Source organism: Methylobacterium sp. SD274 (assembly GCF_017355285.1).
In the GTDB taxonomy this organism is placed as follows: Bacteria; Pseudomonadota; Alphaproteobacteria; order Rhizobiales; family Beijerinckiaceae; genus Methylobacterium.
Map to the genome: position 1 here is coordinate 174,703 of NZ_JADIJP010000001.1, position 24,991 is coordinate 199,693.

Genomic DNA, 24,991 nt, shown 5'->3' on the forward strand with positions numbered 1-24,991 from the left:
GGGGTCAGCCTCCCGAGGGGAGGGGCCCGTCGAACGTCTCGCGCGCCGTCTCCACCGCCGCGAGGTTCTGCTCGGCCCAGATCCACACGCCGCAGAAGGCGGCGCCGAGGCTCTGGCCGAGTTCCGTCAGCCGGTACTCGACCTTGGGCGGCACCACCGGATGCACGGTGCGGATCACCAATCCGTCCCGCTCCATATGGCGGAGGGTCTGAGTCAGCATCTTCTGGCTGATCGTGCCGATCGAGCGGCTGAGTTCGGTGAAACGAAGCTCGCCCCTTTCCTCCAGGATTTCGAGGACCAGCATCGTCCATTTGTCGGCGACGCGGCCGATCAGGTCGTGGACCAGCGCCTCGACGCGCGGATCCGCGTCGGCGGGTGGGGGCGGGGCCGCCATGTCACGCTCTCCTTTTGGTAAGTACAAATCTTTTTGGTGCCTTCTACCCATCGGAGAGTAGGAGCGGCATCTGATTGGGACAACCAGGAGGGATGTCCCATGAAGACGAGTGGCAACACCATTCTCATCACCGGCGGCGCATCGGGGATCGGCCGCGAACTGGCGGAGCGTTTCCAGGCCCAGGGCAACACGGTGATCATCGCCGGCCGCCGCCGCGATCGGCTCGATGCGGTCACGGAGGCCAATCCCGGCATGGTCGGCTATGTGCTCGATGTCGAGGACAAGACTGGGATCGACGCTTTCGCCGCGACGGTGATCGCCGCCCATCCCGACCTGAACGTCCTGATCAACAATGCCGGGATCATGCTGTTCGAGGATCTCACCCGGTCCCGTGATCTGGCGGATGCCGAGGCGATGGTGACCACCAACCTGCTGGGGCCGATCCGGCTCACCAACGCGCTGGTCGACCATCTTTCAGCTCAACCGGACGCTGCGGTCGTCAACGTCTCGTCGGGCCTCGCCTTCGTGCCGCTGGTCTCGACCCCGACCTATTCGGCGACGAAGGCGGCGATCCATTCCTACACGGTCAGCCTGCGGGACGCCCTTAAGGGCAGGGTCGAGGTCATCGAGCTCGTGCCGCCCGCCGTGCAGACGGAACTTACGCCCGGCCAGTCGACGCGGGAGGGATACATGCCCCTCGGCGACTTCATGGACGAGGTGATGACGCTCTTCGCGACGCAGCCGACCCCGCCGGAAATCCTCGTGGAACGCGTGGGATTCCTGCGCTTCGCGGAAAGCGAGAAGCGGTTCGACCAGGCCTTGGCTACCGTGAACGACTTCGCCAACAAGGCGCGCGCGGAGCAGCACTGACGCTCCGCAGCGGCCATGCGAGCCGGCTTGCCGGTCGGAAAGACGCGGCGGGAAACATCCGCCGCGTAACCGCGTCTTAATAATACCTTCAGCATGGTCGAGATCAGGCTGGACCCGGTGCTTGCCCAACAAGACCCGGCATGACGCAAGCTGGCGTCGCGGTTCGGTGGCACGCTTCGATGACGAGAACTCTCTTGCGCCTGTCGGTCTTCGTCATCCTCGCGATCCTGGTCTTCGTGACGCTGTCGCCGATCGGGCTCCGGCCGGTCGTCGCCTCGGCGAATGTCGAGCGGATGAGCGCCTACGCCCTGTTCGGCTTCCTCTTGATCCTGGCCTATCCCAAGCGCTGGTATCTCGGGCTCATGACCGGAATGGCGGTGGCCGGCCTCCTCGAATTCGGCCAGGAATTGTCGTCGACCCGCCATGCGCGGTTGAGCGATTTCCTCGTGAAGGCAGTCGCAGCCGCGTTCGGCAGCGTCGTCGCTTACCTCGTCCTGGCCGCCTATGCCCGGTTCGAGCGGCCCTCGGCCTCCCGCTGACACAGGTGCCTGACGTGGATGTCTGCAACGATCCCGGTTTCCATACGCTCCTGACCGGGAGTTTCCGCCGTGCCGTCGGCCGGTCGCTGGTGCCCGAGTCTGGGGGCGACGCGGCCTGGCTCCATGCCGAGGCCCCCTTCGCCGTCCTGGCCCATGATGGGGCAGAGGACCCGCGTTTCATCTATGCGAACCTGACCGCTCTGCGCATCTTCGGCTACGAGAAGGACGAGCTCATCGGGTTGCCCTCTCGCTTCTCTGCCAAGGCCCCGGAACGCGCCGAGCGTCAGCGCCTGCTCGACGCCGTCACCCGTGACGGGTTCGTCGCCAATTATGCCGGCATCCGCATCCGCAAGGACGGAACCCGCTTCCCGATCCGCGACGCCATCGTCTGGCAACTCGTGGATGAGACCGGTCTGCTGCACGGACAGGCCGCGACCTTTTCTGTCTGAGAGGGTTCCCTCGGTTCGACAGGTATCGACGAGCGGAGACCGTGACGTTTTTCTTCCCTTCCACGACCTCGTCCTGAGGCACTGCGATAGCCGCCTCGAAGGAGGGCTCCAGAACCCGCTACGCGAGCTGGGGGGCTCCTTCGAGGCCTTCGCTGCGCTTCGGCACTTCAGGATGAGGTGGTGGGCGGGACCGTGATCGCATCGCTATCCTCGCCGAGGGTCATGAGGGCGGCATTGCCGCCTGCCGCCGCGGTGTTGATGCTGACGCTGCGCTCCCGGAGAAGCCATTCCAACGAGTAATCGTCGGCTCCTTTCTCCAGTTTGTCCGGCGACACGGCGAGGACTGGGATGATGGCGCCCGGCAGCGCGGCGGCTCTCCGCGTCGCCGCGAGGGCCGCATCCGCCCCGCCCTCCGCCCCGCCCTCCGCCAGGATCGCCGCGCAGCCCACGGCGTCCGGCCCATCGGCCACGCCGATCGTGCCCCGAACCGCACGGGGCAGAAGGTCGAGCATCGGTCGCAGGCCGGCAGGCGGGACGAGCCGGACCGTATTGCCGGTGGCGAGGCAGGCCGCGATCTGTGCGAACAGCCCGGTTCCGCTGGTTGGCAGGCACAGGACCGTGCCGCGCGGATGCAGGCTGTAGCGGTTGCTCTCGCCCACCGGGCCGGGCAGGGCGATGTCGAGTCCGAGGAGGCTCCGTTCGGCATAGGCGTCGCAGCGCGCCGCCTCCCTCTCCCTGCCCGCCACCGACAGGGCGTCGCGCAGGGACGCCAGCGCCTCGGGCATCGCGGCGGGCCGCCGGACGAGGCCGGTCTTCGCTGGCGCCGAAGCCAGGAGGCGGCGGAGATAGAGCGGGCCGCCGGCCTTCGGTCCCGTCCCCGACAGGCCTTCGCCGCCAAAGGGCTGAAGGCCGACGACGGCCCCGATGAGGTTGCGGTTGACGTAGATGTTGCCCGCATGGACCCCGTCCACGAGGCGCGAGACGGTAGCGTCGATCCGGCTATGGACGCCGAAGGTCAGGCCGTAGCCGGTCCCGGCGATGGCATCGACGATCCGGCCGAGATCGTCGCGCCTGATACGCAGGACGTAGAGGACGGGGCCGAAGATCTCGCCGGACAGGTCGTCGAGACTGTCGATGGCGATCAGGGTCGGGGAAACGAAATGGCCGGCCGCGCAGGAGGGCGGCAGCGCGACCCGATGCACGGCGTGGCCGCGTTCCCGCATCCGCGCCACATGTTCTTCGATCGCCTCCCGCGCAGCCTCGCTGATCACCGGCCCGATATCGGTGGCGAGCCGGTCGGGATTGCCGATCGTCAGTTCGGCCATGGCGCCTTCGAGCATGGCGAGGATGCGGTCGGCCACCTCCTCCTGAAGGCAGAGCACGCGAAGCGCCGAGCAGCGCTGTCCGGCGGAATTGAAGGCCGACATCACCACATCGGCGACGACCTGCTCCGGCAGGGCGGAGGAATCGACGACCAGGGCGTTCTGGCCACCCGTCTCGGCCACGAACGGAATCGGCCGTCCATCCGGTCCGAGCCGCCTGGCGAGTTCGGCCTGGATCGCCTTGGCGACATCGGTCGAACCGGTAAAGAGCACGCCCTGGACCCGAGGATCGGCCACGAGGCGCGCGCCGATCGCACCGTCTCCCGGCAGGAGACCGAGCACGCCGTCAGGAATTCCCGCCTCGATCAGGATCTCCACGGCGAGCCCGGCCACCAGGGGCGTTTCCTCGGCTGGCTTGGCGAGGACGGCATTGCCGGCGGCGAGCGCGGCTCCGACCTGCCCGATGAAGATGGCGAGGGGGAAGTTCCAGGGGCTGATACAGGCGACGACGCCAAGGGGCGGATGAGTCGCGGGATCGAATCCCGCTGCCTGCGCTCCGTAATAGCGCAGGAAATCCACCGCCTCGCGGATCTCGCCGACGGCATCGGTGAGGGTCTTGCCGGCTTCCCGGATCAGCAACCCGAGGAACGCGTCACGCCGCGCCTCGATCCGGTCCGCCGCTACGTTCAGGATACCGGCCCGCCGCGATGGCGCCGTCGTCGCCCAGGCGCTGGAGGCTGATGTCGCACGCGCGATGGCGGCGTCGACGATCTCCGCCTCTGCCTCGATCACGTGGCCGGCGATGTCGTTCCGGTCGGCGGGGTTGAGCACGGCGCGTTTCGTGCCGTCATACTCATCCGTCGGAACGGGCCGACACAGGCGGGGTGTCCCCGCACCCGCCCGCAGGCTCGCGCCGAGGGACGCGAGCACGTCCTCGTCGGACAGGTCGAGGCCGCGCGCGTTCACGCGGCTCGGGCCGAAGAGATCGCGCGGCAGGGCGATCCCCGGATGGCCCGATCCCGGCGGTACGACCCGGCGGGCCAGCTCCAGCGGGTTGGCGACGAGGTCGCCGGCCGACACGGCGGGATCGGCGATCCGGTTGACGAAGGAGGAGTTTGCTCCGTTCTCCAGCAGGCGCCGGACGAGATAGGCGAGCAACGTGTCGTGCGAGCCCACCGGCGCATAGATCCGGCACGGCCGGTCGAGGATCGCGCCGCCGACCACCTCCTCGTAGAGCGCTTCGCCCATGCCGTGCAGGCACTGGAACTCGTAGTCGCCGGGCTGAAAATCGTCCCCCGCCATGGCGACGATGTCGGCGAGCGTGCGGGCATTGTGGGTCGCGAATTGCGGAAACACTGCGTCTCCGGCCGCCAGAAGCCGGCGCGCGCAGGCGAGGTACGACACGTCGGTATGGAGCTTCCGGGTGAAGACCGGGAAACCGTCGAGCCCATCGACCTGGGCGCGCTTGATCTCCGAATCCCAGTATGCGCCCTTGACGAGGCGGACCATGAGGCGGTGCCCGCTCCGCCGCGCAAGGTCGATGACGACGTCCAGCACGGGGAGCGCGCGCTTCTGATAGGCCTGTACGACGAAGCCAAGCCCGTCCCAGCCGGCAAGACGCTCGTCCATCGCCAGGGCTTCGAGGAGATCGAGGGAGAGGTCGAGCCGGTCGGCCTCCTCGGCATCGATGTTGAACCCGATATCATGGCGGCTGGCCGCGAGAGCGAGGTCAGTCAGCCTCGGCAGCAACTCGTCCATCACCCGCTTGCGTTGGGCACGGGCATAACGCGGGTGCAGCGCTGAGAGCTTGACCGAGATGCCCGGCCCATCGAGAAGCCCGCGCCCGGCCGAGGCCACACCGATCGCCGCGATGGCGCCGGCATAATCCGCCAGATAGCGGGCGGCATCCGCTGCATTCACCGCCGCCTCGCCCAGCATGTCATAGGAATAGCGGAAGCCTTTCTCCTCCTTCTGCCGGCTGTTGCGGAGCGCTTCGGCGATGCTGCGGCCGGTGACGAACTGGCCGCCGAGCATCCGCATCGCCAGATCGACACCCATGCGGATGGCCGGCTGGCCTGCCCGACGCAGGACGCCCGTCAGCGCCGCCGTCAGGCCGGCCTCGTCCTCGACGCCGACCACCCGCCCCGTCAGCGCGAGGCTCCACGCGGCTGCACCGGCGAACAGCGAGGTGGCATGGCCGAGATGCGACCGCCAATCGCCATGTCCGATCTTGTCGCGGATGAGGGCGTCGCGGCTCGCCGTATCCGGAATGCGCAGAAGTGCTTCGGCGAGGCACATCAGGGCGACGCCCTCGGCGCTCGACAGGCTGAACTCGCGCATCAGCTGCTCGACGGGCCCGCGCGCGCCTTTCTCGCGTAAGGCCGCGACGAGGCGCCCCGCCAGATGCGTCGCCGCGGCATCCTCCGACGGACTTTGATGCACTTCCGCCATCAAGGAGGCGACGCATTGGGATTCGGAACGGCGATGGGCGGCGCGGACCCTGGCCCGGAGCGCTCCGAGCGGCGCGGCGGGACCCTCGAATTCAGAGAAAGCCAGCCTGCGATCGGGCGGCAGCTGCGTCGGAGGTGGGCATTTGCTCATGGTATGAGGCTCATGGGTCGAAGCCTTCCCGCTGCTGCCCCCGGGCGATCACCGATATCCGGCATCTCCTCGAAGGAAGATGCACCGGAATTTGCCCGTGCACACCTGTGCGGAGCGACCTTGCCGATGCAGACCAACGAGGCCGCACCTGCGTAGTTTCCGGGCGGGTCGCCGGCCCTCTCTTCCACCTCGAAATCAGCGATGCGGGAAGGAGGGACCCGTTACCGCGTGGCGACGCGCAGCTCCGCTTGCTGTCGATATGCGGCCTCCAGGCGCTCGGCCACGAGATGCTGCAACCGCCAGAGATGGTCGTCGAGAATGCCGGCATCCGCGCAGGCCTGTGCCGTGCGGAACAGATATTCCGCACTCGGGCCGAGATGCCCTGCGCCGGTGGCGATCCGGTCGGCGATCTCCTCCTCCGCGAGGCGCCCGGTGTAGCGGTCGCTGGCGCGGTTGACGACGAAGGTCAGGGCGGTGACCGGCCCGGCCGCGGTTTCGACGACGACCCAGCGTCCCGCATAGCCTCCGCCGCGCATCTCCCGGCGCCAGACCGGCATCAGGGTCTCGACCGGATCCGATCCCCTCAGGCGAAACACGATTCCGCGGCAGATGCCGCCCCGGTCGAGCGCAAGGACGAGGCCCGGCCGTTCGCGGCTCCCGCGAAACCGCCGCTGCAGCAGGCAAAAGCGCCGGTGATAGCCTCTCACCGTGCCGACGCGCCGCTCGGCCACGGCGAATTCCGGCTGCCAGATCAGCGAACCGTAGCCGAACACCCAGAGCCCTTCGTCCTCCGTCGGCCGATGCCGGAGCATCCTGTCGAGGCCGGGCGCGAGGTCGAGATCGCTGATGAGATGCAGGGCGCTCGCATCGTCGGCGACCGGAGTCGGATGGGCACGGGTGATGAGGTCGAGGGTCAGCGAAAGGGGGCGATGCCGCATGGTTGGTATCGGAGCATCACCGGTCTGTCCGGGCAACCCGTCCGGCGCGGGATGGTCGTCAACCGCTCACATTCCCGAGTGCCTCCAGCTCCTTGAACGGCTCCGTCCGGTGGCCCTCGCAGACCTCCTCGACATCCTCGAGGATGCTGAGCTTGCCGGTCTCCTCCCGAATGACGACCTTGGCTTTTTCGCCCTTGAGGAAGCGGCGGCCCATCATCCGGGCGGACACACAGTAGAGCGTGCGTCCGTCATCCTGGAACGGTCCCGCGATGCGGCTATGCTCGAAACGGACCGGGATCACCGAGATCGAACCGAAGCCGCTCTGGCGAAGGGCCAGGGCGGCCACCCGCTCGCGCATGGTGAAGCTGGCAATGGCAGCCGGAGCCGGTTCACGCCGCCCGCATCCAGCGAGCGTGAGGGCGAGGACTGCCATCGCCGCGATGGCGACCCTGGATCGCGGCAGCAACGGGCCGTTTCCGGCGATGCCATGTCGGGAGAGTACCATGGGAGGGGAGCACCTAACGGGGGACCCCGAAGCGTAGCGTTTGACACGCTGTGCGGGAATATATGGATCACCACAATCCAGCGCGTTTCTCGATGCCGCCGGCCCGTTTCCAACGCATTCGCCACGCCTTAATGAGAGGGCCATGCAATGGACCGACGACGGCGTGGTGCTGGGGCTGCGCAAGCAGGGCGAGACGGGAATCGTCCTCGAAGTCATGACCGCGTGCCACGGCCGCCATCTCGGCCTCGTCCATGGGGGGCGTTCGCGGCGGATGCAGCCGGTGCTCCAGACCGGCAACCACGTTCGCCTCACCTGGCGCGCGCGTCTCGACGAGAGCCTCGGCGCCTTCGCGGTGGAGCCCCTCGAATCTTCGGCGGCGCGGCTCATGGGCTCGGGGCTCGCCCTCTACGGAGTGACCCATATGGCGGCGCTTCTCCGTCTGCTGCCCGAGCGCGATTCCCATTCCGCTCTCTACGAGGCGGCCCGCGTGCTCATCGCCCATCTCGACGACCGGGTGATCGCCCCCCTCCTGATGGTACGGTTCGAACTCGCGATCCTGGCCGAGCTCGGCTTCGGCCTCGATCTTACCGCCTGCGCGGCCACGGGCGGCAACGATGCGCTGATCTACGTCTCGCCGAGGACCGGGCGGGCTGTCAGCGCCTCGGCCGGGGAGCCCTTCCGGGACAGGCTGCTGGCTCTGCCGGGCTTCCTTCTCGAGCGGGAGAAGGGTCGGGGCGGCTCCATCCCGCCGGACGAGAGGGATGTAGCCAATGGATTTACCTTGACGGGGTATTTCCTCGACCAGCACATCTGGGGACCCCGCGCCATCGCCCCTCCGGCGGAGCGGGCGCGATTCGTTGCGTTGGGGACGCAGAGCGATTAAGTTCCGTTCTCGTTATGTTCTGATATGGGCCATGTCCGGCCCGGGAGTTCGTCATGGGCCAGCCCTTCGATCCACCGTCGGGATCCGACGGTATCGAGAGCGTCGAACTGAAGTCGGCGCTCGAAGAGCGCTACTTCGCCTATGCGCTCTCCACGATCATGAACCGCGCGTTGCCCGATGCCCGCGACGGCCTCAAGCCGGTGCATCGGCGCATTCTCTACGGTATGCGGCTCCTGCGCCTGGACCCCAACACGGCGTTCAAGAAATGCGCGAAGATCGTCGGCGACGTGATGGGCGATTTCCATCCCCATGGCGACCAGGCGATCTACGATGCGCTGGTGCGCCTCTCACAGGATTTCGCGCAGCGCTATCCGCTGGTGGATGGCCAGGGCAATTTCGGCAATATCGACGGAGATGGCCCCGCCGCCTATCGCTACACCGAGGCGCGGCTGACAGAGGTGGCGCGCCTGCTCCTCGACGGGATCGACGAGGACACGGTCGATTTCCGGCCGTCCTACAATGGCGAGAAGGACGAGCCCATCGTCCTGCCGGCGGCCTTCCCCAACCTGCTCGCCAACGGCTCCCAGGGCATCGCGGTGGGCATGGCCACCTCGATCCCGCCGCACAACGCGGCCGAACTCTGCGACGCGGCGCTCTATCTCATCGGCCATCGCGAGGCGACGTCGGCCCAGCTCCTCACCTTCGTGAAAGGGCCCGATTTTCCCACCGGCGGTATTCTGATCGATAGCGCCGAGTCGATCGCCGAGGCCTATCGCACCGGGCGCGGCGGTTTTCGCGTGCGGGCGCGCTGGGCGAAGGAGGATACGGGGCGCGGCACCTGGAACATCGTCGTCACCGAGATTCCCTACGGCATTCCCAAGGCCCGGCTCATCGAGAAGCTGGCCGAGCTGCTGCAGGAGAAGAAGCTGCCGCTGCTGGCCGACGTGCGCGATGAATCGGCGGAGGACGTCCGTGTCGTGCTGGAGCCGCGCTCGCGCAGCGTCGACCCGGTGATCCTCATGGAATCCGTGTTTCGGCTCACCGAACTCGAAGCCCGCATTCCCCTCAACATGAACGTCCTGGTGGGCGGTCTCGTCCCGCGCGTGATCGGGCTCGCCGAGGCCCTGCGCGAATGGCTCGACCATCGCCGCGTCGTCCTCCAACGCCGCTCGCGCCACCGCCTCGGGCAGATCGAACGCCGCCTCGAAATTCTCGGCGGCCTTCTCATCGTCTATCTCGATCTCGACGAGGTGATCCGCATCATCCGTGAGGAGGACGAGCCGAAACCGTCCCTGATGAAGCGGTTCGAACTCACCGAACTCCAGGCCAACGCCATCCTCGACACGCGCCTGCGCTCGTTGCGCAAGCTGGAGGAGATGGAGCTCAAGCGCGAACTCGATACGCTGACCAAGGAGAAGGACGGGATCGAGGAACTGCTCGGCTCCGAAAAGATGCAATGGTCGGACATCACCAAGCAGATCCGGGCGGTGAAGAAGACCTTCGGGCCCGAGACTAAGATCGGAGCCCGTCGCACCACCCTGGAGAACCCGCCCGACACCGCCGGGATCGATTTCACCTCCGCCATGGTGGAGCGCGAGCCGATCACCGTCATCGTCTCGGCCAAGGGCTGGATCCGCGCCCTCAAGGGGCATGTCGCCGATCTGTCGGGCGTCGCCTTCAAGGGCGATGACGCCCTCAAGATCTCGTTCCTCAGCGAGACTACGGCCAAGATCCTGGTCCTGGCCTCCAACGGCAAGGTGTTCACCCTGGAAGCGGCGAAGCTTCCGGGCGGACGCGGCTTCGGTGACCCGATCCGCTTGATGGTGGATTTCGACGACGGCGCCGAGATCGTCGCCGCCCTGCCGTATCAGCCGGGTGGCAAGCTCCTGATCGCGGGCTCGGATGGGCGCGGTTTCCTCGCCCCCGCCGACGCGCTGGTGGCCAATACCCGCAAGGGCAAGGGCATCATGGGGCTCGACGAGCCGGCCCAGGCCATGCTGCTCGTGCCTGCCAGCAGCGGCGATCATGTCGCCGTCTGCAGCGCCGACCGGTTGCTACTGGTCTTCCCGCTCTCTGAATTGCCGGAACTGTCGCGCGGCAAGGGGGTGCGCCTGCAGCGTTGCCGCCAGAGCACGCTCACCGACGCCCATGTCTTCACCCTGGCCGAGGGCCTGCCCTGGCGCGACAGCGCCGGTCAGGAGCGGCTCGCCAATGCGGCGCTGCTGGAGAAGTGGATGGGCCACCGGGCCGAGGCCGGCACTCTGATGACCCGCAGCTTCCCGAAATTCGAGCGGTTCGGGAGGTAGGCGTCCGGAAGGGCGAGATTCTGTGGGGTCTCGGGTGTTCCGGGACCGCTCAGCGTATCCCCGGGACCAAGACCGCAGGAGCGATCTCGCAAAACGAGACGGCACCTTCGGGGAGATAGCTTCGCCTACGGGTGGCCCGGCATATTCGAAGCAGGGGCCGCCTTTTCGTAAGGCTCAGCGGCGGCGGAACTGGCCGCGGATCGGCGGGCGCGGACCGGAGGAACGCTCGTCCTTGTGACGGAACACGAGGCGACCCTTCTCGAGATCGTAGGGCGACATCTCGACGGTGACACGGTCGCCCGCCAGAGTCTTGATGCGGTTCTTCTTCATCTTGCCGGCCGTGTAGGCCACGATCTCGTGGCCCTGGTCGAGCTGCACGCGGTAGCGTGCGTCCGGCAGGATCTCGATCACGAGACCGTCGAACTGCATCAACTCTTCTTTCGCCATCCACACTCTCCAGCCGGAACGCCAGAACGGGGCATTCCGGGACACCAAAAACATAGCCGTTCGGCAAAACGCTGCGGGCGGCGGGTCCGATCCCATCGGATGCGCAACACCGGCGAGCGTCGGCGAGACATAATGTTCGCGCGTTCCGTAAGCAAGCTTTTACCGCCGTGAACGGTATCCCGTCGACAGAAAAGCACATCCTGTCCTGAGACCGGGAAATCTTCGTTGGTGCTTCAACTGCCCGGTCATCCTCTCGGCTCGTCCCAATCCGAGGCGACAGCTGCCTCATCGGGTTGGCGGCAAGGCGCCACTTTTCGCCCGGATCAGGGCGTCACGACATTGCCGGCGTAGTCGATACGGCCGTCGGGGGTCTTCCTCCAGACCTGCAGCTGGTAGCCGGGCGCTTTGGTCTGGCCTTTATCGTCGAATGCGACCTCGCCAAGGGCGGTCTTCAGAGGCGCACCGCCATGGAGGAACGCCGCGACCTTGCGACCCTCATTCGATTTGGCCTGCTCGACGGCCTGTCTGAGGATCTCGACCGCCGCATAGCCCTGCGCCGCCACCATGTCGGCTTCCGGACTCCTCGGCTTGGCCGCCGCTTGCCTGGCATCCGGCAGCTTTCGCGGTTCGGGGGTAAGGGTCATCACGGTCCCCTCGGCGCCGGGACCGGCTCCGGCGGCGAACTCCTTGTCGAGCAGCCCATCGCTGCCGACGAGGGGAATGGCGAGGCTCGCTTCGCGCAGGGAACGGATCAGCAGCCCCGCTTCCGGCGCAAGGCCGCCGAAATAAACGACCTCGATCCGGGCTCGCTTCAGGCGGGCGACGAGGGCGGAGAGATCCTTGTCGCCGCGGCCGAGGCTTTCGAAAGCGCTCTCCGCCTGTCCATTCGTTTTGAGACTGCGAGCGACGTCGTCGACGAGACCCCGACCGAACGTGCTCCTGTCATGGACGAGGCCGATACGCCGCCCTCTGAAACGCTCGAGAAGATAGCCCGCCGCGATCGGCCCCTGCTCCGCATCGCTGCCACCGAGGCGGAAGACGTTCCAGGCCCCACGCGTGGTCAAGGCGGGCCAGGCGATGCCGACCGTCACGGCGACGATCCCCGCTTCCTCGTAGACCGGCAGCGCCGATGCGGCCACGGCGGCATTCAGCGGCCCGATAACGAGGGGCACGCGATCGGCGGCGAATTTCCGCGCGACGGCCAGCCCCTGCTTGCCGTCGCCGGCATCGTCGGCAACGACGAGAGCAAGTTTCCGGCCCGAGGCTCCCGTCGCGCGGTTGAGATCCGCCACCGCTTGTTCGGCCCCGGCCCGGAGGCCCTGCCCGAAGGCGGCGTCAGGCCCGGTCAGGGGAAGCGAGAGCCCGATCCGGATCGGCGCCTGCGCGGCGTTCTGCGCCCCGGCGCCGGAGGGTGGGAGGACAAGCACAGCGAGGATCGCTACGGCGGCCGAGGGGAGAGAGGGTCTCATGGAACGGGGCCCGGAGGATTGGCGAGTAGAGGGCCCGATCTTCATAGCGCGCGCCAGCGGATTTGGCGCGGCTTGAAGCGCGCGTGCGCCCCGGCGACGAGACGCCTCTTCCGTGCTTGTCCGCACGTTTCGGAGATGGGACGTCGAGCAGGCATGGCATGGGCTTCGCCTCCGCATTGTGCCATCCGCGCCGGAGCTTATCTCCCCGAGGCGGCGTTGCGTGAGTGCCGTCATGCTCGAAGACGCGCAGCGCGCGGAGTGTCCCATGCTCTCCACCGAAACCGATATCCTCAACGCGGCCGAGTCGTGGCGCCGGAGCGGGCGCGGCGTGGCGCTTGCCACCGTCGTCGAGACCTGGGGCTCCGCGCCTCGCCCGGTCGGCAGCCACCTCGTCGTCGACGAGGGCGGAAACTTCCTCGGCTCGGTCTCTGGCGGCTGCGTCGAGGGGGCCGTCATCACCGAGGCACTGGATGCTATCTCCGATGGACGGCCACGGGTGATCGAGTTCGGCGTTGCCGACGAGACCGCCTGGCGGGTGGGATTGTCCTGCGGCGGGCGCATCCGCGTCTTCGTCGAACGCATCGACTGAAGCGGCGCCATGCAACTCGATTCTCTCCGTGCCCTCAATGTCGAGCGCGCCGCGCGCCGCGCCGCGCTGCTCGTCACCGACCTCGATGACGGCAGCCAGCGTGTGGTCCGCGAGGCCGAGATCCCGGCCGATCCCCTCGCCGACATCCTGGCGCGGCGCCTCGCCTCGGGAAAGAGCGGCCTTATCGAGGTGGAGGGGCGGCAGCTCTTCCTCACCGTCCAGGCTCCCAAGGTCCGGCTCGTCCTCATCGGGGCAGTGCATATCAGTCAGGCTTTGTGCCCGATGGCGGCGGCGATCGACCTTTCGGTGAGCGTCATCGACCCGCGAACGGCCTTCGCCACCCCCGAGCGCTTTCCGGAGGTTTCCCTCGTGCCACTATGGCCGGACGAAGCCCTCGCAGGCCCCGTTCCGCCCCTCGACCGCTATTGTGCCGTCGCCGCCCTGACCCACGATCCGAAGATCGATGATCCCGCGCTGATCGCGGCCCTGAAGGCCGAGTGCTTCTATGTGGGCGCCCTCGGCTCGCGGAAGACCCATGCCGCGCGGGTCGAACGCTTGTCGCAGGCGGGGTTCTCGTCGGAACAGATCGGGCGGATCGAGGCGCCGATCGGCCTCGATATCGGTGCCGTGAGCCCGGCCGAGATCGCCGTCTCGATCCTGGCGCAGGTCGTCTCCACCCTGCGCGGCGCCGATCCGCGCGCTACCAAACCCGGAGTTCCCGCGTGAAGTTCGGTTCGGTCGCGATCTCGCGAGCCGCGGGGCTCATCGCGGCCCATACTCTGCGGGCCGACGATGTGATCGTCCGCAAGGGGCGGCCGATCGGGAGTGAGGATGCGCGCCGTCTCGGTGAGGCCGGCCTCGACAGTGTGGTGGCGGTGACCCTTGAGGTGGGCGATGTCGGCGAGGACGAGGCCGCCGCCCGCCTCGCCGGCCGGGTGGCGGGGGCTGGCCTTTCGGCAAGTCCCGCTTTCACGGGACGCTGCAATCTCCACGCGGAGGTGCCGGGCCTTCTGATGATCGACCGCGCCGTCATCGACGCCGTGAACGGGGTGGACGAGGCGATCACGCTGGCGACCCTGCCGCCTTTCCGGCCTGTCATCCCCGGCGAGATGGTGGCGACGGTCAAGATCATCCCCTACGCCGTCTCGGCTTCCGCCCTTGAGCGCGCGTGTGGGATCGCGACGCCCGAGGCACTGACGGTCATCCCCTATCGCCGTCGCCGGGTCGGCGTCGTCTCGACCCTGTTGCCGGGGCTGAAGGAGACCACCATCGCCAAGACCCTGCGCAACCTCGAGCGCCGGCTGGCGCCGACCGGGGCCGGGATCGTCGCGGATATCCGGGTGTCGCACGAGGCTGGCGCCATGGCCGCCGCCCTTCGCCAGACCATCGCCCGCGACGAGGCCGATCTCGTCGTTGTGTTCGGCGCTTCGGCCATCGCCGACCGGCGCGACGTCATCCCCGCCGGTATCGAGGCGGCGGGCGGTGAGGTGGAGCATTTCGGCATGCCCGTCGATCCCGGCAACCTGCTTCTGGTCGGCCGTATCGACGACGTCCCGGTCATCGGTGCGCCGGGATGCGCGCGCTCGCCCGCAGAGAACGGGTTCGACTGGATTCTCCACCGCCTTCTCGCCGGCCTCGTCGTCAGCCGGGCCGATATCGTCGGGCTCGGTGTCGGAGGCCTGCTCATGGAGATCGTGTCCCGTCCGCAGCCTAGATCAGGCGAGGAAAGCGCGCTGGACGAGGGCATGGCGGACGATGTCTGATCGGATCGGCATCCTCCTCCTCGCCGCCGGGCGGGGGACGCGTTTCGGCCAAGCGTCGAAGATGCTCGGCACCCTCGACGGCAAGCCACTCGTGCGCCACGCGGCCGAGTCAGCGGTCGCGGCGAAACTCGGGCCCGTGGCGGTCGTAATTGGCGCGCATGGCGCAGCAATCCGGCAGGCGCTCGCCGGCCTCGACCTGCGGTTCATCGACAACCCGGCCTATGCGGACGGGCTGTCGACCTCCCTGCGGTGCGGGCTCGACGCCCTGCCGGAGCCCGATGGAATCATCGTGATGCTGGGGGACATGCCGCGTGTCCGGCCGTCCCACCTCGCCACCCTGGCCGCCGCCTTCCTGGCTGCCGATCCGGTGCCCGCCGCCATCGTCCCCGTCCATCGCGGCGTGCGCGGAAACCCGGTTCTGTTGAATCGCGCGCTCCTCGCACCCGACCTGGCCTCGCTCACCGGTGACCATGGTGCCGGCCGTCTCCTCGCGGCGCGGACGGACGTCGTCGAATGGGAGATGGATGCCGCCGTCACCTTCGACATCGATACGAAGGCCGCCCTGATCGCTGCCGCCCACGCCTGATCAGGAGGCCTTGCCCGACCGCTTCGCCTCGTTCCGGCACCGGTCGGAACAGTAGCGGACCTCATCCCAGACACGTTCCCATTTCTTGCGCCAAGCGAAGGGCTTGCCGCAGGCGACGCAGACCTTGGTGGGCAGATCCGCCTTCTTGCGCATGCGCGACATGGGAGTTTTGTCCTATCGCCCGAGCTGCCCGACATCCGCGACGGCGACCGGGCTCCAGCGGGTGATCTGGATGAAGCCGTCGCGCGCGGCGATCACCACGTGGCGGCGGTAGCGGTGGACGATCGTTCCCGGCGCATGGCGGTGCGGCTCGCGCCAGCCCTCCGCTGCCGCCACGAAGATGGAGTTGTCGCCCAGCCGCGCAATGGTCTCGATGGTGCCGAAGGCCCGCATCCGCCGCAGGATCGCCTCGACGTCGGTACGGAAATCGAGGGTCCTGTCCGCATCGGTGGCACGGGCCCAGTAGGAGCCTTCGCCCTGGGGCTGGGCCGCCTGCCAGCGCGCCGGCAGGTCACGCGCAATCGGTCCCGAGGCGAGCCGCCGGGCGGCGATCTGGCATCGGGCCAACAGGGTCTCGTGGGTCTCCTGCGGCGCCATCGCGAAGGTCTCCTGCGCGAGGATGTCGCCGGTATCGAACCCCTCCTCGGCCAGCACATGCGCCGTCACGCCCCAGCTGTCGCGTGCATCGGTGATCGCCTTGAACAGGGGATAGGGGCCGCGCCCCACCGGCAGGGGCGAGGGATGGAAGTTCAGGGCGTAGGCGGCCCGGTTGCGCCAGCCCTTGATAAGCCAGGGGTAACCGGCCACCACCAAGGCCCAGTCCGTCCCGTGGGTCTGCGTCAGGGCATCGAGATCCGCGAGCTTGATCCGGGAAAGCTGCATTGGGATGCGATGTCGGCGGCTCTGGGCCACGACCGCCTCGTTGTGATCGTAGAGCCCGTCGCAGGGCCGGGTGAACAGCTTGATCGGAGTCCATCCGGCTTCCACCAGCGCTTCGAAAACGCCTCCGAGGAAATCGATGCCGGCGAAGGCAAACTTCATGAACATCCCCGGGGCGTGGTTGCGAGACGTGCGACTCTACGGATGGGGCCTCACAGGCTCCACGGCAGCATGATCCGCCTTACCTAACCGATCCGGCAGGGAATGGGAGCGGTCATGAACCGGGTTGTGATCTACGGCGGAACCGGCGGCATCGGCATGGCCACGGCGCAGGCCCTGCGTAAGCGCGGTATCCCGCTGCATCTCGCGGCACGGGATCCCCAGCGCCTCGAAGACGCCGCCGCCCGTCTGGGAGACACGACCTTCACGGCCGGCGACGTCACTGACCCCGCCCATTTCACCACGGTGACGCAGGAAGCGGGCGGTTCGCTCGCAGGCCTCGTCTACGCGGTCGGGACGATCAACCTGAAGCCGCTGGCGAAGCTGACCGCCGACGATGCGGTGACGGATTTCAAGCTCAACGCCCTCGGCGCACTTCTCGCTCTCCAGGCCGCGGCGCCGGCGCTGAAAGCTGGTGGAGGCGAGGCAGGGGCGGGCGTCGTCCTGTTCTCCACCGTGGCGGTGGCACAGGGCTTTCCGGCCCATGCCTCGGTCGCCATGGCGAAGGGAGCGGTCGAGGGGCTCGCGCTGTCCCTCGCCGCCGAACTCAGCCCTCAGATCCGGATCAACGTCGTCGCCCCCTCGCTGACGCGCACGCCGCTCGCCGCCGCGATCACCGGCAACGAGACGCTGGCCGCCGGGATCGCATCCATGCACGCCCTCCAGCGCCTGGGCACGCCGGACGATATCGGCGCGCTCGCCGCTTTCCTCGTCTCGGCGGAAGCCGGGTGGATCACCGGCCAGATCATCGGCGCGGATGGCGGCCGCTCGTCCCTGCGTACGAAGGGGTGACCCGCCAACGCACGCTCCGCTTCGTCCTCGGCGATCAGCTTCACCGCCGCGTTTCCTCGCTCACCGATCTCGACCCGCACTCCGACATCGTTCTCATGGTCGAGGTGTGGGAGGAGGCGACCTATGTCCGCCACCACAAGCAGAAGATCGCTTTCCTGTTCTCGGCGATGCGCCATTTCGCGGCCGATCTGGAGGCCGAGGGCATCACCGTCGACTATGTGCGCCTCGATGCGCCGGGCAATACCGGCTCGTTCACCGGAGAACTCCAGCGAGCGGTCGCGCGGCACGAACCCGACAGGATCGTCGCCACCGAGCCCGGCGAGTGGCGCGTCTGGGAGATGATGCAGGGCTGGCGTGATGACCTGCCACTGCCCGTGGAGCTTCGCGAGGACAACCGTTTCCTCTGCCCGCGCTCGGATTTCGCGCGCTGGGCCGAGGGACGGCACGCTTTGCGGATGGAGACGTTCTATCGCGGCATGAGAAAGCGCACCGGCCTCCTGATGAATGACGGCGAGCCGATCGGCGGCCAGTGGAACTTCGACCACGACAACCGGAAGAAATTGCCACGCGGGCACCGCCCCCCGGAACGCCTGGGCTTCGCGCCCGATGCGATCACGTCCGAGGTCATCGCCCTGGTCGCGGACAGGTTCGCCGGGCATTTCGGCGATCTCGATGCCTTCCGCTGGCCCGTCACCCGCGCCGACGCCATCGTCGCTCTGAAGCACTTCCTGGCCGAGTGTCTTCCGCGTTTCGGCGATTACCAGGATGCGATGAAGTCGGGCGCGCCGTTTCTCTACCATGCGCTGATCTCGCCGGCATTGAATGCGGGCCTGCTCACGGCGGGGGAGGTCTGCCGGGAAGCGGCCCGCGCCTATGACGAGGGGGCAGCGCCGCTCAACTGCGTCGAGGGCTTCATCCGCCAGATCCTGGGATGGCGCGAATACATTCGGGGGCTCTACTGGGCCAGGATGCCGGCCTATGCCGAGACCAACACCCTCGGCGCCAAGCGTGATCTGCCCTGGTTCTACTGGTCGGGCGAGACGCGCATGAACTGCCTCGCGCAATGCGTCGCCGATACGCGGGCCCATGCCTACGCCCATCACATCCAGCGGCTGATGGTGACTGGCAATTTCGCCCTGCTGGCCGGAATCGAACCGGCGCAGGTGGAGGAATGGTATCTCGTGGTCTATGCCGATGCCTACGAATGGGTGGAATTGCCCAACGTCCACGGCATGGTCCTGTGGGCGGATGGCGGCGTCATGGGCTCGAAACCGTATGCGGCCTCGGGCGCCTACATCAACCGGATGTCGGATTACTGCCGGGGCTGCACCTACGACGTCGCTGCCAAGTCCGGCGAAAGTGCCTGCCCGTTCAACTACCTCTACTGGAACTTCCTCATCCAGAATGCGGATCGCCTAGCGGGAAACCCGAGGATGGCGATGCCCTACCGTACCCTCGACGGATTGGGCGAGCAGCGACGGGAGGAGATCGCGACTGACGCGGCCCGCTTCCTGGCCGGCCCGGAGATGCGTCCCGCCCCGCCCTGAATCTCACCAGGGCTGCCAGACGGCCAGGGTGATATAGGGGCTTCCCCCGCCATCGGTTTCGGTCTGGTAGCCGAGCGAGGCGCGGAAACTCACGTCGCCGATGCGAAAGTCGGTGGTGTGGACACCGATCCCGAACTTCGAGTAGCCGCTTCCATCCAGATAGAAGGCAGCCTCCGGGCCGAGATAGGTCCCCCATAGGCCATGCCCCCAGGCGAGCCGGCCCCAGGCGCTCTGGCGCGTCGAGCCGAGGATCGCAGTGGCGGTGAGAAGAGTGGTTTGCGTCGGCCGCGCCCAGACCTCCCCGTGCAGCCTGATGCCGTAGCGGTCGGGCAGAACCAGCGTGCCGACGACGTTCCGCTCCACTTCGATGCTTCCCTCCGGACCAGCGAAAGCGGCGACCACGCCCCAATCGCGGAACCATTGGTATCCGGCAAGCACAGCTCCGAGCGCCGTAAGGCGGGTCTGATCCGTGGAAATGCCCCGTATCGTCGGGCCGCGTTCGGCCCTCGCCCCTGCGCCGCCGCTCGCGAGGATAGCGAAGCCGTCCCGATCGCGCCCGTCGAACGTGATCTTCGCGCCCGCCGTGATGAAGGGGGATGCTCCGGCATCGAGGCTGCCGAAGATCAGTGCCGAGATCGAGCCCTCTTCCGCTTGAGCCGGGTTCGAGACAAGGCCACAGCAGAGTGCGGCGCAGCACATGAGCATCGGATGAGCCGAATGCAGTGATCGTCTCGTCGATCTGGCCGGTCGTCCCACGTCCCTTCTCGCTCCGTATTACCGGAGGGCAAATGTACGACATCCTATGAGAAGTTGTACTGGTTGGTGGATATTGGACTGTGGGTCGTGCGCGTAGGCCACCCAAGCCGATTTGCGAACAAGCGCCGTTTTGCTTTTGTTCTATTTGATAAAACTTCAGGATGTATTTTCTTGATTTTAGGTTGCGGGGTGTCCGTGGTCGACCTGCCGGTATGTTCGGTCCGCCTCGGCAATGGTGGACCCGCGATGCCGCATGGAGGTCAAAGCTGATTCGGTTGGCGTCGGGCGGGGACTAGGATAGAGCCCGCGGCAGGACCGTCGCCAAAGGCCGAGTTTCTTGTCACCAGCTGCTCGAACGTCCGAAGTTCTCACGGTGCTCGCGGCACAGGAGACGGATCGCTTGACCATCGGCGACATCGTCGCGGTGCTGAAGGACCGTGCCTTCGCTCTGCTCATCGTCATCCTCGGCCTGCCAAATTGCCTGCCGATGCCGCCTCCGATCCCCCTGGTCTGCGGCCTGCTGCTGTTGCTCGTGGCCGTTCAGATCACGGCGGGGATGTCGTCGCCTTGGCTGCCCCGCGCCCTCCTAAGCCGCTCGATCGCCCGGAGCGACGTTGAGCGGGCCGCCAAGCGCGCGGTGCCGCTGCTCCGGCGCCTGGAACGCTGGTCGCGTCCGCGCATGAGCCTGTTCGAGACCGGCCTCGGCATGCGGACGGTAGGGCTGATCCTCCTCACCCTGTCGCTCGCCCTCGTGGTGGCGGCGCCTCTTGTGGGACAGATCCCCCTCGGTCTGGCCATTTGCCTCGTCGGCCTCGGCCTCGTCGAGCGGGATGGCCTGCTGGTCTTCATGGGTCTCGGCGTCGGTGCCGTCGGCGTGCTTCTGAACGCCGGCTTCGTCTACGCTATCGTCTCGGGCCTCATGAGCCTCTTCAGCGTGTAGACTTTGACCAGGTATCCCTGACCCCGACCCACGGTTGGGATCAGGGAGGTCCGGTGCTAGCCTTCGAGGTGGCGCGGCTTGAACAGGCGCCAGACGAGGCCGCCCCTCGGTCCGAACAGGAGCGAGACGAGGTAGAGACTTCCCGCCGCCAGCACGATCGCAGGCCCTGTGGGCAGGTCGGCGCGATACGAGGCGGTGAGTCCGGCAAAGCTCGACACCATCGCCACCACCATCGCCATGGGGATCAGGCCCGACAGGTCGGCGGCCCAGAACCGCGCGGTGATCGCCGGCAGCAGCATCAGTCCCACCGCGAGCAATGTCCCGAGGGCCTGGAAGCCCCCCACGAGGTTCATCACCACGAGGCCGAGGAAGGCGTAATGCACCGGGCCCCCGGCACGGCTCACGGTGCGCAGGAACAGCGGGTCGACACATTCCATGACGAGGGGGCGGTAGAGCGCAGCGAGGGCGAACAGCGTCACCGTGGCGATCCCGCCCAGAAGCAGCAGCGCCGGGTCGTCGAGGGCCAGCACCGTCCCGAACAGGATGTGCAGGAGATCGATCTGAGAGCCGCGCAGGGAGACGAGCAATACGCCGGCCGCCAGGGAGATCAGGTAGAAGGCGGCGAGACTCGCATCTTCCTTGATCGAGGTCGTCCGGGTGACGATGCCGGCGAGCAGCGCCACGAACAGACCGGCGGCGAGGCCCCCGATGGTCATGGCCGGCAGGGACAGGCCGGCAACGAGGAAGCCCACCGCCGCCCCCGGCAGGATCGCGTGGCTCATGGCGTCGCTCATCAGGCTCATGCGCCGCAGCATGAGGAAGACCCCCACCGGTGGGGCCGACAGAGAGAGGGCGAAGCAGCCGGCCAGCGCCCGGCGCATGAAGCCGAACTCGATGAAGGGACCGAACAGGAGATCGATCACGCGGCGTGTCCGTGGTCGTGACGATGATCGTGCGCGTGACCATGGGGATGATCGTGAGAGTGATCATGCAGGTCCCCGCCTTCGGAAGGGGGTGGTGCGTGGTGATGCCCGTCGCCGCGCCCGCATATGGCGGCGTCCTCGTCCCAGGCCTCGGACAGGGCCTGCGCGCGCGCGAGGTTCTCCCGGGTCAGCACCGTTCCGGTCTCGCCCCAGGCCACCGGCTCGCGGGCCAGTAGCAGCGTCGTCGGAAAATGTGCCTTGACCTGATGCAAGTCGTGCAGGGCCGCGACGATGGTGCGGCCCTCCCCATGCCATCCGCGGATCAGGGCGATTAGATCGGCCGTGGTGCGCCCGTCGATCCCGGTGAACGGCTCGTCGAGGAGGATGATGCGAGCGTCTTGGACGATGAGCCGCGCGAACAGGGCGCGCTGGAACTGACCGCCGGACAGGGTGCCGATCAGCCGGTCCTCGAAGCCGAGGAGGCCCACGGCCGAGAGGGCGCTGACCAGCGTCCGGCGGTCAGGGAGCGCGCTGCGCCAGAAGCCGAGGCGCCGCCAGCGTCCCATCGCCACCAGATCGAGGACGCTCAACGGAAAGCTGCGGTCGATCTCGCCGGCCTGAGGCAGGTAGGCGATGGCATCGGCACCACCGGGCCGGTCGATCCGTCCGTCGAGGCAGCGGATTTCACCGACGATCCCCTTGAGCAGGGTCGATTTTCCCGCGCCGTTGGGACCGACAAGCGCGAGGAGGGCTCCGGCGGGAATGATCCCATCCAGATGATGCACGGCGGGATGGCGATCGTAGCCGAGCGTCAAACCACGCAAGGCGATGGCGCCGGGCGGAGCGGGGGCGTGTGTCATCGTTATCCCATGGCCCAGACGATCGCCCCCCAGACCAGCCCGGACAGGATCGCGGCGAGGACCAGTCGCGAGGCGGCCCCGGCCTGGAACAGGGAACGACGGGGGGAGGGTTTGATCTGGGGAGGACGCGTCACAGCGGTTCGGGTACCAGGAAAGGGCCAGATTTGTCCGAACGGGGGCGGCGAACTATCTCTGGTGCTGATACACTGTAACATCGCATCAGTTCAACGTGCCGGACCATATCGACCGGCGATCAGGGGAGGATGGCGTGCACGACCATAGTGCCGTCCACGAGCATGCCGCCTGCTGCGGCAATGCCACAGACACGCTCGCACGGGCGGAGCGTCTCTGCGCCGAGCGCGACCTGCAATTCACGCGGCTGCGGCGGGACGTCCTCGAGGCGGTGGCGTCCGAGGCGAAGCCGCTCGGCGCCTATGACATCGCGGAGCGTCTCAGCGGGCAGGGGCGCCGGGTCGCCGCGGTCTCGGTGTACCGTGCCCTCGATTTTCTCACCGAGAACGGCCTCGTCCACCGCATCGCCAGCCGCAACGCTTTCGTCTCCTGCGGCCACCAGCACGGGGACGGTGCCGGGCTCGTCTTCCTGATCTGCCGGACCTGCGGCAGCATCGACGAGACGACCTCGCCGGAAGTGGACGACCAGCTCGACAGGACTTTGGCGAAAGCCGGCTTCAAGCCCTCGAGCCGGATTCTCGAAGTCGAGGGCGAATGCGGTTCCTGCTCCGGTCGTGAGCCGAGCCCATAGCGACCCGATGCATGGGGCTCAGCGGGCGTTGCGATAGGCCCTGCGCGAGACGACCGTCTGGATCATGATCTGGATGTCGAGCCAGACCGACCAATTGTCGATGTAATGCAGGTCGTGGTTCACACGCCGCTCCATGTCGAGATCGGTCAGGGTCTCGCCGCGCAGACCGTTCACCTGTGCCCAGCCGGTGATGCCGGGCATCACGTTGTGGCGACGGGCATATTGGGCGATCCGCCGCTCGAAGCTGCGATCGTGGGCGAGGGCGTGAGGACGCGGACCCACCAGGGACATCTCCCCCATCAGGACATTGATGAGCTGGGGCAATTCATCGAGGTTCGTCCGGCGCAGGATGGCGCCGATCCGGGTGATCCGTGAATCGTGGCGGGTCGCCTGTCGGAAGACGGCGTTCTGCTCCGTCTTCATGCTGCGGAACTTGAACACGCCGAACGCCTGCTGGTTGAAGCCGTAACGGCGCTGGCGGAAGAAGACCGGCCCGGGGCTGTCGAGCTTGATCAGCAGGGCAATGGACGCCAGCAGCGGTGCGAGCAGGAGCAGCGCGATGGCGGCGAGGACCATGTCGAGGCCGCGCTTCAAAGCGATCTCGGTGAAGCTGAGCGGCCGGCGCCCGATATTGATGCCCGACAGCCGCCCGACCCGCGCGAGCTTGAGATCAGGGAAACGGTCCATCACCGAGCCGGGACGTAGGTGGAGGGCGGCCGGCACGCGCAGGAACGCCTCGGTGCAACGCTCGATATCCGCCGCATCCGTCCAGGGAACCAGAATGAAGACGTCGTCGGGCCGCAGGAAGCGCACCACCGACACCGCGAGGTCGAGATCCTCCGCCATCTGGCTCTGGCGCACCGAGGCGTCCTCGCGTGGATCGACCCGCCGCAGGTAGCTGGTTCCGACCACGCGCAGGTTCAGGGCTTCTGCGTCGTTATTGGCGTGGAAGCTGGCGATGTCATCTTCGAAGCCGACGAGATGGATGCGATTGATCGACGGTGAGCTCGGGCTCGTGGTCTGCCGGATCAGGCCCACGACGACGAGACGGGACAGGTAGAGGGCCGGCAGACCAGCCAGGAAGAAACCGATGGCCGTGGCGCGCGAGAACTCGGTCGTGGTCTTGGTCGCGAAGCCGACGACGAGAACGATCGCCCAGGCGGCCAGCCAGAGGCTCGCCATGCGGCGGCGATGAGGGCCTTGGGTGAGCTGGGTCTCGATCCTGTACTCGTCACGAACGAGATTGGTCAGAAGTACGAAGACAGCCACCAGGGCCCCCAGCTGGAAGCTCCCGGTCATTCCCGTGGTGATCTGCTGGTCGAACGCGAACTCGTAGTAGATCGCCTCCACCAGATAGGCGGTGACGATGATCGCCGCGAGGTCGGAGGCGGCTAACGCCATGGACAGGCCGAACCGGAGCGTACCTCCCCACCGTCGCGGAAGGACCGCCGCCCAGGCATCACGCCGGGCGCTCTGAGCCGAGGGCAGGCTCTCGTAGATTTCGGGAAGACGTTGCTGGAACATCTGGGACGCCGTGTACCGAAGGGAGACCAGGATCGTGCCAGAACGGGTCAGTATCCCGTCCGGCCAACCTTATCTCTGCCAGGTCCGCAAAGCTCGGACCCGGTGGCGCCGTGCCGGAACTGCCGCC

26 protein-coding genes are annotated in these 24,991 nt (G+C 67.5%); 13 read left to right on the forward strand and 13 right to left on the reverse strand.

Annotated elements, in window-relative coordinates:
- Positions 1–4: 4 nt before the first annotated feature.
- The gene (locus IPV08_RS00810; RefSeq protein WP_207410098.1) at positions 5–394 is read right to left on the reverse strand and encodes a helix-turn-helix domain-containing protein; all 390 of its coding nucleotides are present in this window, start codon (positions 392–394) and stop codon (positions 5–7) included.
- A 99-nt stretch (positions 395–493) separates the two neighbouring features.
- Here IPV08_RS00810 and IPV08_RS00815 point away from each other — a divergent pair, with 99 nt between their 5' ends.
- The 3 genes from IPV08_RS00815 (at position 494) to IPV08_RS00825 (ending at position 2,252) form a co-directional block, all read left to right on the forward strand.
- A complete protein-coding gene (locus IPV08_RS00815; RefSeq protein WP_207410100.1) occupies positions 494–1,264 on the forward strand; it encodes an SDR family oxidoreductase in 771 nt (256 codons plus the stop codon).
- A gap of 179 nt (positions 1,265–1,443) precedes the next feature.
- Positions 1,444–1,803: a hypothetical protein gene (locus IPV08_RS00820; protein ID WP_056431800.1), complete on the forward strand. Its 360-nt coding sequence runs from the start codon at positions 1,444–1,446 to the stop codon at positions 1,801–1,803.
- A 14-nt stretch (positions 1,804–1,817) separates the two neighbouring features.
- The gene (locus IPV08_RS00825; protein ID WP_207410102.1) at positions 1,818–2,252 is read left to right on the forward strand and encodes an MEKHLA domain-containing protein; all 435 of its coding nucleotides are present in this window, start codon (positions 1,818–1,820) and stop codon (positions 2,250–2,252) included.
- 167 nt (positions 2,253–2,419) lie between these two features.
- On the opposite strand, the gene putA is transcribed toward IPV08_RS00825, so the two are convergent.
- The 3 genes from putA to IPV08_RS00840 form a co-directional block, all read right to left on the reverse strand.
- Positions 2,420–6,175: a bifunctional proline dehydrogenase/L-glutamate gamma-semialdehyde dehydrogenase PutA gene (putA, locus tag IPV08_RS00830; RefSeq protein WP_207410104.1), complete on the reverse strand. Its 3,756-nt coding sequence runs from the start codon at positions 6,173–6,175 to the stop codon at positions 2,420–2,422.
- A 221-nt stretch (positions 6,176–6,396) separates the two neighbouring features.
- Positions 6,397–7,113, reverse strand: coding sequence for a gamma-glutamylcyclotransferase (locus tag IPV08_RS00835; RefSeq protein ID WP_207410116.1), 717 nt, complete (start codon positions 7,111–7,113; stop codon positions 6,397–6,399).
- Positions 7,114–7,171: 58 nt separating this feature from the next.
- Positions 7,172–7,546: a hypothetical protein gene (locus IPV08_RS00840; RefSeq protein ID WP_207410396.1), complete on the reverse strand. Its 375-nt coding sequence runs from the start codon at positions 7,544–7,546 to the stop codon at positions 7,172–7,174.
- A 214-nt stretch (positions 7,547–7,760) separates the two neighbouring features.
- Here IPV08_RS00840 and recO point away from each other — a divergent pair, with 214 nt between their 5' ends.
- Entirely contained in the window at positions 7,761–8,501 is a 741-nt protein-coding gene (gene recO, locus IPV08_RS00845) for a DNA repair protein RecO (protein WP_207410118.1), read from the forward strand.
- 53 nt (positions 8,502–8,554) lie between these two features.
- On the forward strand, positions 8,555–10,807 hold the full coding sequence (parC, locus tag IPV08_RS00850) for a DNA topoisomerase IV subunit A (RefSeq protein ID WP_056431822.1): 2,253 nt from the start codon (positions 8,555–8,557) through the stop codon (positions 10,805–10,807).
- A 174-nt stretch (positions 10,808–10,981) separates the two neighbouring features.
- Here the strand turns inward: parC and infA are convergent, their stop codons facing one another.
- Both infA and IPV08_RS00860 read right to left on the reverse strand, forming a co-directional pair.
- Complete coding sequence (infA, locus tag IPV08_RS00855; protein WP_018045296.1) at positions 10,982–11,254, reverse strand: translation initiation factor IF-1; 273 nt, start codon at positions 11,252–11,254, stop codon at positions 10,982–10,984.
- Between the two features lie 323 nt (positions 11,255–11,577).
- Positions 11,578–12,723, reverse strand: a complete 1,146-nt coding sequence (locus IPV08_RS00860) for a branched-chain amino acid ABC transporter substrate-binding protein (RefSeq protein ID WP_207410121.1) — start codon at positions 12,721–12,723, stop codon at positions 11,578–11,580.
- Positions 12,724–12,988: 265 nt separating this feature from the next.
- On the opposite strand from IPV08_RS00860, the gene IPV08_RS00865 reads away from it, so the two are divergent.
- The 4 genes from IPV08_RS00865 to IPV08_RS00880 are packed head-to-tail and all read left to right on the forward strand — an operon-like array spanning position 12,989 to position 15,661.
- Positions 12,989–13,312, forward strand: a complete 324-nt coding sequence (locus IPV08_RS00865) for an XdhC family protein (RefSeq protein WP_056432390.1) — start codon at positions 12,989–12,991, stop codon at positions 13,310–13,312.
- A 9-nt stretch (positions 13,313–13,321) separates the two neighbouring features.
- On the forward strand, positions 13,322–14,038 hold the full coding sequence (locus tag IPV08_RS00870) for an XdhC family protein (protein ID WP_207410123.1): 717 nt from the start codon (positions 13,322–13,324) through the stop codon (positions 14,036–14,038).
- A complete protein-coding gene (locus tag IPV08_RS00875; RefSeq protein WP_207410125.1) occupies positions 14,035–15,075 on the forward strand; it encodes a molybdopterin-binding protein in 1,041 nt (346 codons plus the stop codon). The genes IPV08_RS00870 and IPV08_RS00875 overlap by 4 nt, the downstream gene beginning before the upstream one ends.
- On the forward strand, positions 15,068–15,661 hold the full coding sequence (locus IPV08_RS00880) for a nucleotidyltransferase family protein (RefSeq protein ID WP_207410127.1): 594 nt from the start codon (positions 15,068–15,070) through the stop codon (positions 15,659–15,661). The genes IPV08_RS00875 and IPV08_RS00880 overlap by 8 nt, the downstream gene beginning before the upstream one ends.
- On the opposite strand, the gene IPV08_RS00885 is transcribed toward IPV08_RS00880, so the two are convergent.
- Together IPV08_RS00885 and IPV08_RS00890 are read right to left on the reverse strand one after the other, a co-directional pair.
- Entirely contained in the window at positions 15,662–15,823 is a 162-nt protein-coding gene (locus IPV08_RS00885; protein ID WP_207410132.1) for a DUF2256 domain-containing protein, read from the reverse strand.
- A 12-nt stretch (positions 15,824–15,835) separates the two neighbouring features.
- Positions 15,836–16,702: a formyltransferase family protein gene (locus IPV08_RS00890; RefSeq protein ID WP_056431836.1), complete on the reverse strand. Its 867-nt coding sequence runs from the start codon at positions 16,700–16,702 to the stop codon at positions 15,836–15,838.
- A gap of 114 nt (positions 16,703–16,816) precedes the next feature.
- On the opposite strand from IPV08_RS00890, the gene IPV08_RS00895 reads away from it, so the two are divergent.
- Positions 16,817–17,551, forward strand: a complete 735-nt coding sequence (locus tag IPV08_RS00895; protein ID WP_207410133.1) for an SDR family oxidoreductase — start codon at positions 16,817–16,819, stop codon at positions 17,549–17,551.
- A complete protein-coding gene (locus IPV08_RS00900; RefSeq protein WP_207410134.1) occupies positions 17,548–19,098 on the forward strand; it encodes a cryptochrome/photolyase family protein in 1,551 nt (516 codons plus the stop codon). Before IPV08_RS00895 ends, IPV08_RS00900 begins: the two co-directional genes overlap by 4 nt.
- 3 nt (positions 19,099–19,101) lie before the next feature.
- Here IPV08_RS00900 and bcsS read toward each other — a convergent pair whose 3' ends face one another.
- Positions 19,102–19,803, reverse strand: coding sequence for a cellulose biosynthesis protein BcsS (gene bcsS / locus IPV08_RS00905; RefSeq protein ID WP_246747703.1), 702 nt, complete (start codon positions 19,801–19,803; stop codon positions 19,102–19,104).
- Positions 19,804–20,191: 388 nt separating this feature from the next.
- On the opposite strand from bcsS, the gene IPV08_RS00910 reads away from it, so the two are divergent.
- Positions 20,192–20,794, forward strand: coding sequence for an exopolysaccharide biosynthesis protein (locus tag IPV08_RS00910; RefSeq protein ID WP_210348139.1), 603 nt, complete (start codon positions 20,192–20,194; stop codon positions 20,792–20,794).
- Positions 20,795–20,850: 56 nt separating this feature from the next.
- Here the strand turns inward: IPV08_RS00910 and IPV08_RS00915 are convergent, their stop codons facing one another.
- From IPV08_RS00915 to IPV08_RS24875, 3 genes are read right to left on the reverse strand one after another with little or no spacing between them, the layout of a single operon-like run.
- Positions 20,851–21,675: a metal ABC transporter permease gene (locus IPV08_RS00915; RefSeq protein WP_207410401.1), complete on the reverse strand. Its 825-nt coding sequence runs from the start codon at positions 21,673–21,675 to the stop codon at positions 20,851–20,853.
- Between the two features lie 38 nt (positions 21,676–21,713).
- On the reverse strand, positions 21,714–22,577 hold the full coding sequence (locus tag IPV08_RS00920) for an ABC transporter ATP-binding protein (RefSeq protein ID WP_207410144.1): 864 nt from the start codon (positions 22,575–22,577) through the stop codon (positions 21,714–21,716).
- A 2-nt stretch (positions 22,578–22,579) separates the two neighbouring features.
- A complete protein-coding gene (locus tag IPV08_RS24875; protein ID WP_280136573.1) occupies positions 22,580–22,711 on the reverse strand; it encodes a hypothetical protein in 132 nt (43 codons plus the stop codon).
- A gap of 134 nt (positions 22,712–22,845) precedes the next feature.
- Here IPV08_RS24875 and IPV08_RS00925 point away from each other — a divergent pair, with 134 nt between their 5' ends.
- Positions 22,846–23,340: a Fur family transcriptional regulator gene (locus tag IPV08_RS00925; protein WP_056431852.1), complete on the forward strand. Its 495-nt coding sequence runs from the start codon at positions 22,846–22,848 to the stop codon at positions 23,338–23,340.
- An 18-nt stretch (positions 23,341–23,358) separates the two neighbouring features.
- Here the strand turns inward: IPV08_RS00925 and IPV08_RS00930 are convergent, their stop codons facing one another.
- On the reverse strand, positions 23,359–24,864 hold the full coding sequence (locus IPV08_RS00930; RefSeq protein ID WP_246747704.1) for an exopolysaccharide biosynthesis polyprenyl glycosylphosphotransferase: 1,506 nt from the start codon (positions 24,862–24,864) through the stop codon (positions 23,359–23,361).
- Between the last annotated feature and the right edge of the window lie 127 nt (positions 24,865–24,991).